Source organism: Martelella lutilitoris (genome assembly GCF_016598595.1).
In the GTDB taxonomy this organism is placed as follows: Bacteria; Pseudomonadota; Alphaproteobacteria; order Rhizobiales; family Rhizobiaceae; genus Martelella; species Martelella lutilitoris_A.
On record NZ_CP066786.1, the window covers coordinates 3,206,750 to 3,221,260 of the forward strand.

Annotated in this window: 17 protein-coding genes; 4 read left to right on the forward strand and 13 right to left on the reverse strand. The window is 61.5% G+C overall.

Annotated features, from left to right (window positions below):
• The first annotated feature begins 97 nt into the window (after positions 1-97).
• Positions 98-1,417 carry a PLP-dependent aminotransferase family protein gene (locus JET14_RS15420; protein WP_246750340.1) on the forward strand — a complete coding sequence of 440 codons (1,320 nt, stop codon included), beginning with the start codon at positions 98-100 and terminating at the stop codon, positions 1,415-1,417.
• Here JET14_RS15420 and JET14_RS15425 read toward each other — a convergent pair.
• The 5 genes from JET14_RS15425 to JET14_RS15445 form a co-directional block, all read right to left on the reverse strand.
• Positions 1,356-2,153 carry a DMT family transporter gene (locus JET14_RS15425; RefSeq protein WP_200334645.1) on the reverse strand — a complete coding sequence of 266 codons (798 nt, stop codon included), beginning with the start codon at positions 2,151-2,153 and terminating at the stop codon, positions 1,356-1,358. The genes JET14_RS15420 and JET14_RS15425 overlap by 62 nt on opposite strands.
• 70 nt (positions 2,154-2,223) lie before the next feature.
• Positions 2,224-2,967 (reverse strand): sulfite exporter TauE/SafE family protein, encoded by a 744-nt coding sequence (locus JET14_RS15430; RefSeq protein WP_200334646.1) that lies wholly within the window; start codon positions 2,965-2,967, stop codon positions 2,224-2,226.
• Positions 2,968-2,973: 6 nt separating this feature from the next.
• Positions 2,974-3,624, reverse strand: a complete 651-nt coding sequence (locus tag JET14_RS15435; protein ID WP_200334647.1) for a LysE family translocator — start codon at positions 3,622-3,624, stop codon at positions 2,974-2,976.
• A gap of 1 nt (position 3,625) precedes the next feature.
• Positions 3,626-4,165, reverse strand: a complete 540-nt coding sequence (locus JET14_RS15440) for an RBBP9/YdeN family alpha/beta hydrolase (RefSeq protein ID WP_200334649.1) — start codon at positions 4,163-4,165, stop codon at positions 3,626-3,628.
• A 12-nt stretch (positions 4,166-4,177) separates the two neighbouring features.
• Positions 4,178-4,384 carry a DUF1737 domain-containing protein gene (locus JET14_RS15445; protein WP_200334651.1) on the reverse strand — a complete coding sequence of 69 codons (207 nt, stop codon included), beginning with the start codon at positions 4,382-4,384 and terminating at the stop codon, positions 4,178-4,180.
• Positions 4,385-4,522: 138 nt separating this feature from the next.
• Between JET14_RS15445 and JET14_RS15450 the strand changes: the two genes are divergently transcribed.
• Positions 4,523-5,164: a hypothetical protein gene (locus tag JET14_RS15450; protein WP_200334653.1), complete on the forward strand. Its 642-nt coding sequence runs from the start codon at positions 4,523-4,525 to the stop codon at positions 5,162-5,164.
• Between the two features lie 30 nt (positions 5,165-5,194).
• Here the strand turns inward: JET14_RS15450 and JET14_RS15455 are convergent, their stop codons facing one another.
• From JET14_RS15455 to JET14_RS15475, 5 genes are all read right to left on the reverse strand, one after another.
• Positions 5,195-5,665, reverse strand: coding sequence for a hypothetical protein (locus JET14_RS15455; protein ID WP_200334655.1), 471 nt, complete (start codon positions 5,663-5,665; stop codon positions 5,195-5,197).
• Positions 5,666-5,737: 72 nt separating this feature from the next.
• Positions 5,738-6,631 (reverse strand): hypothetical protein, encoded by an 894-nt coding sequence (locus JET14_RS15460; protein ID WP_200334657.1) that lies wholly within the window; start codon positions 6,629-6,631, stop codon positions 5,738-5,740.
• Positions 6,632-6,719: 88 nt separating this feature from the next.
• Positions 6,720-7,565, reverse strand: coding sequence for a pyridoxal kinase (gene pdxY / locus JET14_RS15465; RefSeq protein WP_200334658.1), 846 nt, complete (start codon positions 7,563-7,565; stop codon positions 6,720-6,722).
• Complete coding sequence (locus tag JET14_RS15470; protein WP_246750341.1) at positions 7,562-8,242, reverse strand: MOSC domain-containing protein; 681 nt, start codon at positions 8,240-8,242, stop codon at positions 7,562-7,564. The genes pdxY and JET14_RS15470 overlap by 4 nt, the downstream gene beginning before the upstream one ends.
• On the reverse strand, positions 8,239-8,937 hold the full coding sequence (locus JET14_RS15475) for a glutamine amidotransferase (protein ID WP_200334660.1): 699 nt from the start codon (positions 8,935-8,937) through the stop codon (positions 8,239-8,241). The genes JET14_RS15470 and JET14_RS15475 overlap by 4 nt, the downstream gene beginning before the upstream one ends.
• An 88-nt stretch (positions 8,938-9,025) precedes the next feature.
• On the opposite strand from JET14_RS15475, the gene JET14_RS15480 reads away from it, so the two are divergent.
• Complete coding sequence (locus JET14_RS15480) at positions 9,026-10,441, forward strand: PLP-dependent aminotransferase family protein (RefSeq protein ID WP_200334661.1); 1,416 nt, start codon at positions 9,026-9,028, stop codon at positions 10,439-10,441.
• 1 nt (position 10,442) lies between these two features.
• Here JET14_RS15480 and bioB read toward each other — a convergent pair whose 3' ends face one another.
• The 3 genes from bioB to JET14_RS15495 form a co-directional block, all read right to left on the reverse strand.
• Positions 10,443-11,432: a biotin synthase BioB gene (gene bioB, locus JET14_RS15485; RefSeq protein WP_200334662.1), complete on the reverse strand. Its 990-nt coding sequence runs from the start codon at positions 11,430-11,432 to the stop codon at positions 10,443-10,445.
• A complete protein-coding gene (locus tag JET14_RS15490) occupies positions 11,429-11,986 on the reverse strand; it encodes a biotin transporter BioY (protein WP_200334663.1) in 558 nt (185 codons plus the stop codon). Before JET14_RS15490 ends, bioB begins: the two co-directional genes overlap by 4 nt.
• Positions 11,987-12,068: 82 nt before the next feature.
• Positions 12,069-12,737 (reverse strand): GntR family transcriptional regulator, encoded by a 669-nt coding sequence (locus JET14_RS15495; protein ID WP_200334665.1) that lies wholly within the window; start codon positions 12,735-12,737, stop codon positions 12,069-12,071.
• A gap of 490 nt (positions 12,738-13,227) precedes the next feature.
• Between JET14_RS15495 and JET14_RS15500 the strand changes: the two genes are divergently transcribed.
• Positions 13,228-14,460: an MFS transporter gene (locus JET14_RS15500; protein WP_200334666.1), complete on the forward strand. Its 1,233-nt coding sequence runs from the start codon at positions 13,228-13,230 to the stop codon at positions 14,458-14,460.
• Positions 14,461-14,511 lie beyond the last annotated feature (51 nt).

Below are 14,511 nucleotides of genomic sequence, written 5' to 3' on the forward strand. Positions count from 1 at the left end.
ATGACACTATTGGGCTACTCACATGCGTCTACAATCACCCTGGCAACCTCGCCTTACTGGCGACATGGACTCTCCATGCGATCGGCTCGTCGCCGCCGTGTCGGAGGACATCGCAGCCGGGCGATTGGAGGTTGGAGACAGGCTTCCGGCCCACCGCGATCTTGCCTGGCGTCTCGGCATTGGCCTTGGCACGGTGACGAAGGCCTACGGAATCCTGGAGCGGCGCGGCCTGCTGCGCTCGGTCAAGGGACGGGGCACGTTCGTGGCCGTTACCGAAGCCCGCAGAGGCGACGTCATCGATCTTTCGCGCAACGCGCCGCCCGCCGTCATCAGCGAGAGGCTTCTGTCCCGATCTCTCAACGCGATCGCCAGGCGTATCGACGCGGATGTTTTCAATACCTATCCGCCCGTAACCGGGCATCAGAGGTTCCGCCAAGAAATGGCGCGCTGGTTTCGCCGTCTCGGTCTGGACGCCGACCCTGCCTGCCTGCTTCTGACCAATGGTGCGCAGCACGCGCTGTCCGTCAGCCTCTCCACGCTCTGTGGTCCCGGCGGTACGCTCTATGTGGAGGATCAGACCTATCCCGGTGTGATCAACGTTGCGCGCCATCTTGGCGTCAAGCTCACTTCAATTGCTATGGATGACGAAGGCATGCTGCCGGATCAGCTTGAACGGGAACTCGCGCCAAGTCGCGGCAGCAACGCGGCAGTCTATCTCACGCCGACGATGCAGAACCCGACCACGGGTTCGATGAGCAAAGCGAGAAGGAGCGCGATCGCGCTAATCTGCCGCAAGTCAGGCATCATCGTGATCGAGGACGACGTTTATGCCCTCGCGCCCGACCCGGACTATCCGCCGATCGCGAGCCTTGCGCCTGAGCATGTCTTTTATATCAACAGCCTTTCGAAGACCCTCAACCCGGCTTTGCGGATTGGCGGTCTCGTGGTTCCGCCGGCATGGCTGGACCGCGCGGAAACCGCGATGCATGCCAGCGGGCTGATGATCAGCCCGCTGAGTTGCTCGGTCATGGAACAATGGCTTCTCGATGGAACGGCCGATGCCATCAGCACGGCTATACAGGAAGAAGCCATTCGCCGCCGTGCGATGGCAACGGACTTGTTGGGGCAAGCTGTACGCCAACCTGTCCATGTCGGTTATCATCTGTGGGTTCCGCTAGGCCATTCCGATGCCGAGGCACTCGATACTGCGGCGAAGGCGCTGGGCATTCTGGTTACGCCGCCGTCTTCAACCTCCGCAAACGGCATTAGCTCCGGAATCCGTCTTTGTATCGGTGCGCCATCATCTGAAGATCTTGAGCAGGCGCTTCCCGCGATCAGGCGCATAGTCGATCGCTTCAGGATCGAGACCGGCGCAGGGACGGCCAGAAATACCAGACCACTGCTGCCACTACGATAAGACCACCTGCGATCGCCGATTTCCCCGGATCTTCGGCGAAGGCCAACCAAACCCAAAGCGGACCGAGAACCACATCGAGAAGTGCGATCAAAGCCGACTCCGACGAAGCGACATGGCGTCCACCTGCAAGAAATAACAGGAATGCGAGCGCGGTCGTGAGAAAGGCCAGCATGAATATCAATCCGAGCGCACCGCCCCCCGGAAGCTGGCCGGATGAGAATGGGAATGCCGCGATCGCACACAACGCTGCCCCCGCGGCATTCACATGAATGAGATTCAGGGCTCGATTACGGCGCGTGACGATGAGAAGCGCGCCAAAGCTCAGCGTCATTGCGAAAGCCAGCAAGTTACCCTTGATATCGCTCGCCGCCAGTGCAGTGCCTGCAACGAACACGATCCCGATCATAGATACCGTGCTCGCCATCAACAGGCGTCGCGAGGCCGCTTCCCGACCGACCGCGAAGGCCAATGCGGCTGTCACGAAGGGAAGTGTCGCGTAGATGATCAAAACGTTTGCGACCGTCGTCATCGTGAGTGCGGCGACATAGCAGAACATTGCGGTGGCGGAGAAGCAGGCGGCCAGGCAGAAGCGCCAGTCGAAACGCACCGCTTCCGCCGACCTTGCGATGGCGATGGCAACAAGGCAAAGGCAGGCGAAGAGAGAACGCCACAGGATCAGATCCCAAAGCCCAAGATCAATTGCGCGTACGAACAGGCCAGCAAGGCTCCAGAGCACGGTTCCTGCGCCAACCAGTATCAGACCGTAGACGCGCCGCTCCCCACTCTGTTCCTCTGACCGCCGCATATCAGAAATAGAACCAGGTCAGGCCAAACCCGACGGCAATGACGATGCCGCGCAGGATGGTCGGATTGATCCAGCGAGCGAAGCGCGCACCGAGATAGCCGCCCGCAATAGCGCCTACCAGAACCGCGAATGCGGGCCCCCAGGCTATGATCCCTGTGGCAATGAAAACTGTGACCGCGAGACTCGAGACGATTGTTGCCAGTGCATTTTTTACCGCGTTGGCCTCGTTCACGTCGCTAAGCCCGATCAACGTCAGAACAGCCATGAGCAGGATACCGAGGCCCGCACCGAAATATCCGCCATAGATTGCGACGAGCAGATCTGTCGCAAAGATGACTGGCCTCGGCAGCATTCCGGGGCGGTCCCTTCTTATCCAGGAGCGTAGCCTAGGGCCGAGTGCGAACAGGATCGTCGCGACAAGCAAAAGCCATGGTATAAGCTGGCGGAATAATGCATTCCCAGTGATCGAAAGAAGTACCGCGCCGATAAGGGAACCGAGAACGAAAGCAGGCGCGCTGGATTTCAATCGCCCTGCATTCCGGCGCAATTCCTCCCGATAACCGAACAGGCTGGTCGCATGTCCAGGCCAGATCGAAATCGCACTTGTGGCATTGGCGACGACCGGAGGAACGCCAGCCGCAAGGAGCGCCGGAAAAGTAAAGAAAGTGCCGCCCCCGGCGACTGCATTGCAGGCTCCGCCAACAAGACCGGCGGCGACCAAAAGGGCCGTGGTATTCATATCCATACCTGATCAACCCCGCTCTTCGAAAGCCAGCCGGACACCGAAGGCGATCAGGACCGAGCCAGTCACTCCATCGACGCCACGCTTGAATAGTGAACTATGGAAAACGCGCGTGAATGGCCGCGTCGCCGCCGTGATGGCCGCGAACCAGATGAGCCCCATAAGCGCATGAATAGCCGCCAGGGCCATGCTGAACATGACAACCGGGACATCCTGTGGAATGAACTGCGGCAGGAAGCTGACGTAAAACACGCCGACTTTCGGATTGAGAAGATTGGTCATCAGACCGCGCCAGAACCAGTTGGCACTTTTATTGGCCGATTTGCCTGCCGGCACGCTGTAAAGCGCCCCTCCCTCCTCGACGGTTCTGCGGATTGCGCTCCGGATCATCCGCGCGCCCAGCCAGATGATGTAGCCAGCGCCGAGATATTGAAGAAGCCGGTAGCCGACTTCCGATACGGTGAGAACGGCTCCGAGACCCGCCGAAGCCAACAGTCCCCACGCCAGAACACCTGTTACCACCCCGGTGCCAGCCTGCATGGCCTGCTTGCCGCCCTCAACAGTGGCAGTGCGCAAGACCATGGCCGTGTCCAGCCCAGGCGTAATTGTCAAAAGAGCGGCGGCGATCGAAAAGGCGGCAACGGCGGAAAAGGCATCCATGTCAGGACCTCAGCCCAGCGCAGAATGCACCGAAGAGCATCCGCCCCTGGTCCCAGATACCGAGGCCGCTTGCGCCGTTGATATGACCGCACGGGCCGATCTCGACGAAACCGGCGTCCCATTCCTCGGCGCGTTCTTTCACATAGTCAGGGGTGGCATAAGGGTCGTTGGCGCTTGCGACGATGAGGGTCGGAAACGGCAGGCGATGGCGTGGCGGGTTTGCGAAGCTGGCCGCTGCTGCCGGGAATGCAGCGGAGGCAGGATCAGGGACTGCGACCAGAAAAGCACCCATAACCCGGCCCGCGACCGTCTCTGCCGCGTGCGCGACGAGCAGGCAGGCCAGACTATGCGCGACGAGAACAGGCGGCGATGGCGAATTGTCAATTTGCCTTTCCAGCGCGTCTTGCCAGTCTGCAAGATGGGGCTTGTCCCAGTCGGAAGGATGGAACCGGGTAAAGCAAGGGTCTGACGCCTCCCAATGCGTTTGCCAGTGGGTTTCACCGGAACCGCCGATACCTGGCAATGTGATGAATGAGGTCATTCCGTCGCCCTTCTATTGTCGGGAAAGATCCATCGAAGGCTCGTAACTGCGGTCAGGAACATCCTTCGTGATCGCCTGCCCGCAAATCACGGCCTGACGCACGCCGTCGTAGGTCAGGACCGGGCTCCCGTGCAGTCTCCAGCCCAGGTTGAGGGCCTCAGTAATGCGGTGGCAGAATGCAGCGTCATCGACGCCGGTCAGCAGACGATAAGCTTTCATCGTGAGGATCCCCAATTTCCTGCTCGAAATCATAAGCATCTTCGGGAAGCGCTAAACTGAAGTCATCTCAGCCGATCCGCAGTATTTCTCATTTCGCCATTTCTTGGACCGGCGGGCAGTGCGTAGTACGCAGGGGACATGAACGAGATATCCGACGGCTCCGTAAGGGTTACGGCGCTACGCCTTTTGGAAGAGGATCCACTCCTTGCCGCTTCTCGACGGGATTGGCCGGAGGCGTTCGGCGCTCTTGGTTGGCGATGGGAGACATTCGTCGGCGAGGAGTTCATCAATCCATTTTGCGGCAGCCCGACAGATCATGAACTCGACGCCTGCACACGGTGCCTGTTACGACTCGGTCGCCTGAGTTTTCTTTCCTCGGACGCCGAGCCATTCCGCTCGGCCGGCCACCAATTGCTGGAGACTGGTAGTCGACCCGATTTATTAGGCCGTATGCGCAAGCTGCTGCTCAAAGAGCGGCTTTGGCTTGTCTCGGCGGATCATGAAGTTGCGATGAGAGAGGCGTATTTTGCCTACGGGCGATGGGATTTCGGGCACCAGCCCATGCTGGTGATGGACAGGGGCACTAAACCCGCCCCAGATGAAGCCCATTTCCTCATGGGTCTCCTCTCGCGCGACGAACTAAGGTTGCGGAGAAGGCCGCGCGGCATGCTCGCCTGGGTCGCGCCCTTGGTGGATGGCGTCGGAATTCTCATCGCTCCCGCCAGAATCGGGGACCAAGAAAGTCTTGCACGGGATTTCATGGCGGATCACGACACGTGAAAAACGTCCGTCCCACGACCGGCCTGGAGTTCAGCGATCAAGCAGGCCGCTCGCTCGAGCCGACAGGGGGCACCCCTTCTCTGCAAGCCGTTTGATCGCGTCACGCGCGGTATCCCTGTTGGCGGTGTTTCCGACGAAGCTCGACAGAGAATCCGAAAATTCCAGCACGATATTGGCCGTCCCGACAGTTTGTCGGTAGTCCACACGGGAAACCACGTCATAGGGTTTCCTGCGCCTCCTGATTACACGGCACTCGATATGGTCGGCGTGCAAAATAAGCGTTGGCTTCAGGTCACTCGATGACCAGCAAATCCAGGGTACGCCCCGCCAGCCCGAAAATGCGGCGACCAACGGAATGTTCGCGACCTCTCCTTCGGTCTTGATCCTGCTGTGCCTCACCGCCGACAGGCGGCTCTTGATGTAGAGAAATATCGTCAGCCAGCCAACACCGATAAGCAGGACGATGGCGAAAATGAAAATCGTGGCTTCCGCTTTGCTCATCCGTGCTGGCCTGCCGTTTTGAGCCTTGTGGGAAACGCGCATTTCAAGGGACGCATCTTCCAGCCAATCATCTCAATAATCGTAGTTTTCATATTCGCGGGTACTCAGTTCATCGTCGGGAATGAATTCTTCTTCATCGAGCGTGAACGCCACCCAAGCCCGCATATGGAGTGTGAACAGCGGCTCGTCTGCTGCCCTGGCAAGGGCAAGAGCGGCGCTGCGGGCCTCTCCGATCGACCAACCCGTACTGTTGAGGGTCAACCAGGCTTCCTCTAGACGACCGCTTTTAAGGTACTCTCCGAAAACCTGGTTCAGCGGCGCATTCGCGACAAGCCAAGGCGGCAGTTGAGATGCCCCATTTCTCAGCCACGAGCGCCCGTGCTCACTGAGCTCGAAATAGGCGACATCATTTGCATTCTCGTCAGATAAACCGGACAGGCTGATCGCCAACGGCGCAGCCCGTCGTTCGCCGATGCCAATGGGCACGCGTCCAGTATACGCGGCGAGCTTGTCCAGCTTTTCCGGATCGTCACCGAATTCGAGGGTATGTGCGTCTATTTCAGCAAATTGACGACCCGAAATCCCGGCCGCCTTACGAAATGACGCTATTTCTTCCGTCTCATCGTCCCCATCCGTGTAAACGAGCGCCCGGACCAACAGCCAGTTCGCAAGTTGCTCATCATCAAGAGCGATCTCATCCAGCAGGAATTGGTCCTCCGGGCCTGCGCAGACATAGCGTCGGATATCGTCCGGCTCGTCACAGAACCAGCGCATCCAGATCCCTTCATATTCCGGTAAGCTACCATTCGAGGTGATGGGAATGAGAGCGGGCGGGCAACCATAGTATTCGGCAGGCTGACCGATCAGAAAGGTTTCTTTTAGGTATGAACCGAGCCGGTACTGCCGGAGCCACAATGGGGCGCTCAATTTCTGAAGGAGTACGTCATATCGATCGAGCATGAGCATCCACTTTTTACGAAACCCTCAGTTCGATATTGCTAATTCACCTCAGTGAACACTGAAGTCTTCTCAGTTCAGATGAAATAACCCTCATTCACAAATCGAGCGTCAGAAGAGCGCGACGGAACTCCTGTTCGCTGAGCACCACTTCGCTGGCGCCGAGGGCACAGGCGTGGTCCAGCGCGCGCGATGTGAGGCGCTGCGCTGCTTCGACGCTCTGCGTCAAGGGCAATCCGCGCGCGAGCCCCGCGACGATCAGCCCGGCGAACAGATCGCCCGTGCCCGGAAGCGCGACCGGCAGGTGCTCCACAGGATGACGGCTTGCGTCGGCGGCTCCGAGAATGACGCTTTCGATATGGCCGGCGGGCGTACCGTCGAGCGCGCACCCCGTTGCGATCAGATGGGCTTCCGGCGCGATGCGGAGAAAGGCTCGCGCGGCTTTGAGGTCCGCCATGGACGCGATCGGCTGCCCGGTCAGCCAGCTCAGTTCAAACGGGTTCGGCGTCGCGATATCGGCCATCGGCAGCAATCGGTCGCGCATGACGTCGGCGATCGCCTCCGGCACATAGAGGCCGGGGCCGGTATCGCCCATCACCGGATCGCAGAGATAGACAAGGCGCGGATTGATGGCCTTGGCCTCGGCCACGAAATCCGCGACCATCATTGCCACGTCGAGCGAGCCGATATAGCCGGTCAGGATGAAATCCGCGCGTTCCGGCAGGCCGCGCTCGCGTGCGCCCTGCAACAGGTCCGAGAAGAATTCCGGCGGCAGAGCCCGGCCACGCAACGTCGGATAGTCGGGCGTGTTGGAGAAGATGACCGTCGGGATCGCCGCCACCTCCAGCCCAGCCGCGAGCATCGGAAACACGGCCGCGGAATTGCCGACATGGCCGAACACGACCTGACTCTGGATCGATATCACGAAGGGAGGAGAGGTCATGCAGTGCCGTCCAGTCTGTTGCGCCAATCCTCCACCCGACCGCTCTCGAGCCGCCGAACCGCATATTTCCGCCAGCCTTCGGCCAGCACGTCGAGGGCTGCTATGCCCTTCAGTTCGTCCAGGTTCAGCCGGTCGACATAAAGCGCATGCCAGAGCCGGTGCAGCGTCCAGTCCGACGCGATGCGGTCCACCAGTTCAAGCCGGTCTCCCGTCTTAACGAGTCCGTCTTCCAGCACGCGATAATACCAGCCGGTGCGGCCGCTCTGCTGCACACGGCGGGCCATGTCCGCCACGTTGAAGCGGTGGTTGAGCTTCCAGCAGGGCTGCCGCCCTTGCGAGACCTGCAAAAGTGCCGTGCCCAGCCGGAAAACATCTCCCACAGCGACGGTGTTTTCGGTCGGGCCGGATGCCGAGATGTTCTCGCCAAATCCGCCGGGAACGGCAAGCGCCGGCAGATCGCCGAGTTCTTCACGCCAGAGCGGATAATGATCCAGCGGGTAATGATGCACGGCCTTTTCGACGCCGCCATGCACCCGCCGGTCCGCCTGCTCATCGCCTTCGAACCCTTCCGGGCCGAGGCGAAGCGGCCTTTCCACCGGAGACTTCATGATGCCGCTTTGCGCGTCGCTTCCCGGCAGCGGTCTGGCGCGCCCTGTCAGAAGGGTGATCACGGTCATGCGGCCAAGTCCTGCAGCCATGCCCGGAGCATGGATTGGCCGGCATGCCTCAGCGCCGGACCGTGCGCGATGGCCTCGCGACGCAGGCTGGCCGGGTCGATGCGGGCCTCAGCCAGCTCCACGCTGTGGCCGATGAGCCAGCGCTCGAAGGCCGGCAGTTGGCCTGCTTCGGGGTGGAATTGCAGCCCCAGAACAGTTGCGCCCATTGCAAAGGCCTGGGCCGCGCAGGCGGCGGTGCTGGCGAGACTGTCCGCTCCATCCGGGATATCGAAGGCTTCGCCGTGCCAGTGGAGAACCGGCACATCCCGCAGGTGGCGAAGCGGGCTGTTGATGCCGGCCTCCGTCAGCGCCAGGGCGGAAAAGCCGATTTCCTTGCGGGGCATCGGGGCGACCTTCGCGCCGAGCGCCGCCGCCATGAGCTGCGCGCCAAGGCAGATGCCGAGCGTCGGGCGGCGGCCTGCCAGACGCGGGGCCAGCCACTCAAGCTCTGTCTTCATGCAGGGATAGGCTTGCGTGTCATTCACCCCGATCGGGCCGCCGAGCACCACCACGAGATCGGGGTCGCGCGAATCCGGCAAGGCATCGATGCCAGCTTCGGCATGGTTGAGACGGTAGCCTTCTTCCTCAAGCACCGGGCCAAAGCTGCCAAGGTCCTCGAAAGCGAGATGGCGCAGGATCAGGGCGGATTTCGACATGGGGACCTCTTGCGGTTTTCCATGTGTCTCGCGAATATCCGGCCTGAACAAAAGTGCCAGTTTCGAAACTTTGGATAGGCCGGTTGTGATGGCATCGGAGCCGCTTGCGCTGGATATCGAGAAGGAGCCCGCCGGCCCGCTGTTTCTGGCGATTGCCGACGCGATCACCCGCGACATCATGCGTGGCCGCCTTAAGCCCGGCGCCCGTCTGCCGGGGACGCGGGCGCTGGCGCGCCAGCTCGGCGTTCACCGCAACACGGTCGACGCCGCCTATCAGGAGCTCATGACGCAGGGCTGGCTCCATGCCGAACCCGCACGCGGCACATTCGTCGCCGAGGATTTGCCCGACAGCATGGCGGAGCCGGTTTCGGTGTCCGTGCCCAGAGAGCCCGCTACCGTCCGCCCGCATCTCGCCTTCAACGATGGTGCTCCCGATCCGAGGCTGGTGCCGGACAAGGCGCTGGCACGCGCCTTCCGCCGTGCATTGCTGTCTCCGGCCTTCCGCGGCGGCGCGGACTATGGCGATGCCCGGGGCACGCCGGTCCTGCGTCACGCGCTGTCGTCCTATCTCGCCACGGACCGGGGCGTGGTCGCCGATCCGGCGCGGCTGCTGATCACGCGCGGCAGCCAGATGGCGCTGTTCCTGGCGGCCAGGGCGGCGGTGAAACCCGGTCAGGCGATTGCCGTGGAAGAACCCGGTTACCCGCTGGCCTGGGAGGCCTTCCGGGCCGCGGGCGCTGCCGTGCGGGGCATTCCGGTCGATGCGGGCGGGCTCTCGGTCGCGGGGCTTGAGGCGGCAATCGAAAGCGATCCGCGCATCGCGGCCGTCTATGTCACGCCCCATCACCAGTATCCGACCACGGTCACCATGGGCGCGGCGCGACGGCTGAAGCTTCTGGACACCGTCGAGCGTCACGGCATCACGCTGATCGAGGATGACTACGATCACGAGTACCGCTTCGAGGGGCGCCCGGTCCTGCCGCTTGCGGCCCGGGCCCCGGCAGGCCTGCCGCTGATCTATGTGGGCTCGCTCTCCAAACTGCTCTCGCCCGGTATTCGCCTCGGCTATGCCATGGCCCCGGAGCCGCTGCTCGGCCGCATGGCGGCCGCGCGTGCGGCCATCGACCGGCAGGGTGACGCGCCGCTTGAGGCCGCGCTGGCGGACCTGATCCGCGACGGAGATCTCGGCCGCCATGCGAGGAAGGCCCGTCGCATCTATCGGGCCCGGCGCGATGTCCTGGCGTCGGCTCTGTCGGCCCATCTGGGCGGGCGGATCATGTTCGACAGCCCCGCGGGCGGGCTGGCCCTGTGGCTGCGGTGCGTGGGCGTCTCCGCCGAAACCTGGGCAGAGCGGGCCGGCGCGGCAGGGCTTGCGCTGCTGCCTGGAACACGCTTCGCCCTTGATCGCACCGCACCGCAAGCCCTTCGTCTCGGCTATGCAGCGCTGGACGAAGAGCAGATTGCCCGGGCGGTGGATATCCTCGCCCGAAGCCTGCCCGATTGAACTACTCGGCCGCCATGGCGGAGCCTTGCGGCCTGGCGGGCGCCACATGCATCCCGAGCCGTTGCAACAGGTCGTGGTCCCTCCAGGCCGCGGGGTTGCCGGTCGTCAGCAACTGCTCGCCAACGAAAATGGAATTCGCGCCGGCAAGGAAGCAGAGCGCCTGCAATTCATCGCTCATTCCCGTGCGTCCAGCGGAGAGCCGCACCACCGAGGCCGGCATCAGGATGCGCGCGAGCGCCACGAGCCGGACGAGCGCGAACGGATCGACCGGGCTTGCAGTTTCCTGCACCGGCACGCCCTCGACCGGGTTCCACAGGTTGACCGGCACGCTGTCGGGATGGGTGGGCAAGGTCGCGAGCGTCACCAGCATGGCGATGCGATCCTCTTCCGTCTCGCCCATGCCGACGATCCCGCCGCAACAGACCCTGATGCCGCCCTTGCGAACATGCTCGACCGTCTCCAGCCGGTCCGCCATCGTCCGCGTGGTGGCGATCTCGCGGTAATAGTCCGGCGCGGTATCGATATTGTGGTTGTAGAAATCGAGCCCGGCCGCCTTCAGCCGCGCCACCTGATCCGGTTTCAGCATGCCGAGCGTCATGCAGGTTTCGAGCCCGAGTTCCGAGACTCCCTGCACCATGGCGCAGAGCGTGTCCATGTCGCGGTCCTTGGGGCTGCGCCAGGCAGCCCCCATGCAGAAGCGCTGCGCGCCCGCGTCCCTCGCGCGCCGGGCGGCTTCCAGCACATCGTCGGTCGCCATCAGCTTCGTCGCCTTCACGTCGGTCCGGTGGTGGGCAGATTGCGAGCAATAGCCGCAATCCTCAGGGCAGCCGCCGGTCTTGATGCTCAAGAGGCTCGCCGTCTCGATCGCGGTCGGGTCGAAATGGGCCCGATGCACGGTCTGCGCCCGGTGGATCAGGTCCGGAAACGGAAGGGCGTGGATCGCCCGCGCCTCGTCCATGGTCCAGTCGGTTCTGATCTTGGCGCCGGTCATGCCGCGCGACCCTTGAGGCGGCCGAGGCCGGTGATCAGGGCGACCGCCAGCGCGATCTTGATCAGGTCGCCGAGGATGAACGGAGCGAGGCCGGCGGCGATCAGGCCGGAGGCCGGCACGAACAATGCGAGCCATGCCAGGCCGAAGGCATAGACCACGGCGAGGCCGGCGAGCATCGCCAGCGCCAGCCGCATCGGGCCATTCCCTTCGGCCAGCCGGCCGATCACGAGGGTCGAGAGCAGGTAGCCGATGAGATAGCCGCCGGTCGGCCCCGCCATGTAGGCAAGTCCGATCCCGCGCTCCGGCGACCCGGAAAACACCGGCAGTCCCATTGCTCCCGCGCCGAGATAGGCGGCCATGGCCATAAAGCCGAGCCGGGGACCAAGCGCCGCGGCCAGAAAGAACACCGCGAGCGTGTGCAGTGTCATCGGCACGGGCCAGAACGGGATCTGCACCTTGGCGCCGATCGTGATCAGCACCGCGCCGCAAAGCGTGAGGGCAGCACCGCGCCAGAGCGATGCCGGGCGGGTCAGGGAGGAGGTGAGCAAGGCCATGAGGCTGGTCTCCGAAGATAGGTTTCAACGCTATCTATAATTCCGGAGTCAGTTTCATATGATCAACGCAGATTATAGATAATTATCCAGGAATCTCATAAGTCTCTCTGAGATCGGCATTTTTTGATGTCGGCTTGCGCTTGCCGATCCAGCCGACATGGCGTGCCAGGGTCGAACAGGCAAATTCGGTCTGGCCCTTCCGCAGGGCATCGAGGATGGCACGGTGGTCGTGGTCTGTGCGTGCCTCCCAGTCGCTGCGCCAAGCGGCAAACAGGAAGCGCGCGCTCGCCGCCTGCAGGTCGTCGATCGTGCGCAGCAGGCGCGGCATGTGGCACGGTGTGAGGATCAGATAATGAAATCTGCGGTTCGCGGCCTCCCAGTCGCGGACATTGCCGGCGCGATCGCCGTGCCGGGTAACCTCTTCCGCCTCATCGAGAATTGCCCGCGTCAGGTTTGGCGCGGCATGACGCAGGGCGAGCGATTCCAGGCTTGCCCGCATCTCGGCGACCTCGCGCAATTCGGCGATATCGAATTCGGTGACGCGGAACCCACGCCAGGGCTCGCTCTCCGCCAGCCCCTGCTTCTGCAGTGCGCGAAAAGCCTCGCGCACCGGCACGTGGCTGGCGCCGAACTCTGCTGCGACATGATCCTGCCGCAACCGCGCGCCGGGCCGTATCGCGCCCGATATGATCCGATCCGCGAGAATGCGCGCAATCCGGTCGGAAATGGTTTCATCGGTCTCTTTGGTCATGCATTATAGATAATCGACGTCACATATGAAGTCGACGTTAGTAGCTCGAATTGGACCTAGGGTGCGGCGAGCGACGAACTGGCTTCGGTTTGTTCGACCGTGATCATCGGCCGCGCGATCGGGCACCTTTATGTGCTCTATCCCAACACCAGCGGCTAAAGTCGTCCATTCTGGCGGCAAGCAACCCCTAGAGAAGGCCCGGTCCCGATCACTGTTCCGACCTCAGCACGTTGACAGCAGCACTAAGGTCGACTTATACGAAGACTTGTATCGGAGCGCATACCAGCGTGGGCAGCTAATTTTGAGCTGCTTTTCGTCGATATACTCACAAACATTTCTGAGCCGATCCAGATAGGATATTGATCCATCTGGCCTTGTCGCGAGATCCCTCTCTCGGCCTCTCCTCCCGTCCATTCATCCCGCCCAAACGCGATCGCGATCGCGAAGACGTATTTTTGTCTGAAACAGCTTCAAAGAGAGCAGAAGATCAATGGTAACGACATCAGAAAAGACGTCGGAAAGCTCCAACCAGCATAGACCCTTTCTCGCTATCCTAGCCTTGGCGGTTTTTTTCGTCGGCGCAAGCGAGTTCATGCTTTCGGCGATGCTTGGACCGCTAGCTGAGGCATTCCGCACGTCTCCGGCTCGCGCCTCGTGGCTAATCTCCGGCTACGCCTTCACTTACGCTGTGGCGGCTCCTATTCTGGGATATCTTTCAGACCGTATCGACCGTGTTCGTTTCCTACTCTTTGCTCTTCTGGCCTTTGCTATCGATGGAATAGGAATTGCATTTTCGCCGACTATCGAAATTGCAATGGTTCTTAGAGTCTTCGGTGGGCTAGCGTCTGCTGTAATCATTCCAACGGCGTTCGCCCTGGTTTCCGAAATCGTCCCCAGGGAAAGGCAGGCTGGTGCGATGGGACTCGTCATGCTTGGAATGACGTTCGGCATTGCGCTGGGTCCAGCCCTCGCAGGCGTGCTCACCGAATGGGTTGGTTGGCGACTGCCTTTTCTAACGAGCGCAAGCGGATGCGTGTTGGCGTTCATTATCGGCTCCAGAACGACCCCCGGTAATTATTCACCCTCATTCGCCAGAACTGCAGTGCATTTTCATTGGATGAAGAAATGGAATGTAATGCGACCGCTGATAGCCAAGGGCGCCTGGAATGGGACAGGCGTGGCCGCTTTCCTACTCTCGGGGGAGATGCTCAAGCAACGCTACAACTTGAACACGGCCGAAATTGGCGTCACGGTTACCGCGTTTGGTTTCGGTTTGGGCATCGGAAATCTTTCTGCGGGCTGGATACGCCGCATGTGCGGCAGAGAAGAAATATCACTCATCGCGATAACTGCATTACTTGCGCTGTCGATCGCAGCCTTCACCACAATGGCTCTCCCTTTCATCGGGGCCGTAACTTGCCTAGTCCTATGGGGATTTGCACTCGGCGCCGGCGCGCCAAGCAGCACAACGATATTGGCAGAGCGATCTGGGCATAGCAAAGGCATGGTACTTGCTTTTGCTGAAACGCTAAATAACGTGACAATTTTTGCAGTCCTCCCCGCAGCAATACGTTCAATCGATCGCGGCGACAATATTTCCCTCATATTGGTGTTGGGTACGGGGCTTGTTGTTGGAATAATTCTGACGTTGATTGATGGCTTCCTTTCGCGACCGGTCTCTGCCGAGCAATCAAAGCCTCTCGACCTTTCGGGAACGAATTGATCGAACATCATACGATCGAGAAGACGGCTGGGAACGTGACAGGCGGGCTGC

Bases quoted from the DNA above. Each gene is read 5' to 3' on its own strand.
- JET14_RS15430 (WP_200334646.1), bottom strand. From the start codon at position 2,967: ATGGATATGAATACCACGGCCCTTTTGGTCGCCGCCGGTCTTGTTGGC.
- JET14_RS15435 (WP_200334647.1), bottom strand. From the start codon at position 3,624: ATGGATGCCTTTTCCGCCGTTGCCGCCTTTTCGATCGCCGCCGCTCTT.
- JET14_RS15440 (WP_200334649.1), bottom strand. From the start codon at position 4,165: ATGACCTCATTCATCACATTGCCAGGTATCGGCGGTTCCGGTGAAACC.
- JET14_RS15445 (WP_200334651.1), bottom strand. From the start codon at position 4,384: ATGAAAGCTTATCGTCTGCTGACCGGCGTCGATGACGCTGCATTCTGC.
- JET14_RS15450 (WP_200334653.1), top strand. From the start codon at position 4,523: ATGAACGAGATATCCGACGGCTCCGTAAGGGTTACGGCGCTACGCCTT.
- JET14_RS15455 (WP_200334655.1), bottom strand. From the start codon at position 5,665: ATGAGCAAAGCGGAAGCCACGATTTTCATTTTCGCCATCGTCCTGCTT.
- JET14_RS15460 (WP_200334657.1), bottom strand. From the start codon at position 6,631: ATGCTCATGCTCGATCGATATGACGTACTCCTTCAGAAATTGAGCGCC.
- pdxY (WP_200334658.1), bottom strand. From the start codon at position 7,565: ATGACCTCTCCTCCCTTCGTGATATCGATCCAGAGTCAGGTCGTGTTC.
- JET14_RS15470 (WP_246750341.1), bottom strand. From the start codon at position 8,242: ATGACCGTGATCACCCTTCTGACAGGGCGCGCCAGACCGCTGCCGGGA.
- JET14_RS15475 (WP_200334660.1), bottom strand. From the start codon at position 8,937: ATGTCGAAATCCGCCCTGATCCTGCGCCATCTCGCTTTCGAGGACCTT.
- JET14_RS15480 (WP_200334661.1), top strand. From the start codon at position 9,026: ATGGCATCGGAGCCGCTTGCGCTGGATATCGAGAAGGAGCCCGCCGGC.
- bioB (WP_200334662.1), bottom strand. From the start codon at position 11,432: ATGACCGGCGCCAAGATCAGAACCGACTGGACCATGGACGAGGCGCGG.
- JET14_RS15490 (WP_200334663.1), bottom strand. From the start codon at position 11,986: ATGGCCTTGCTCACCTCCTCCCTGACCCGCCCGGCATCGCTCTGGCGC.
- JET14_RS15495 (WP_200334665.1), bottom strand. From the start codon at position 12,737: ATGACCAAAGAGACCGATGAAACCATTTCCGACCGGATTGCGCGCATT.
- JET14_RS15500 (WP_200334666.1), top strand. From the start codon at position 13,228: ATGGTAACGACATCAGAAAAGACGTCGGAAAGCTCCAACCAGCATAGA.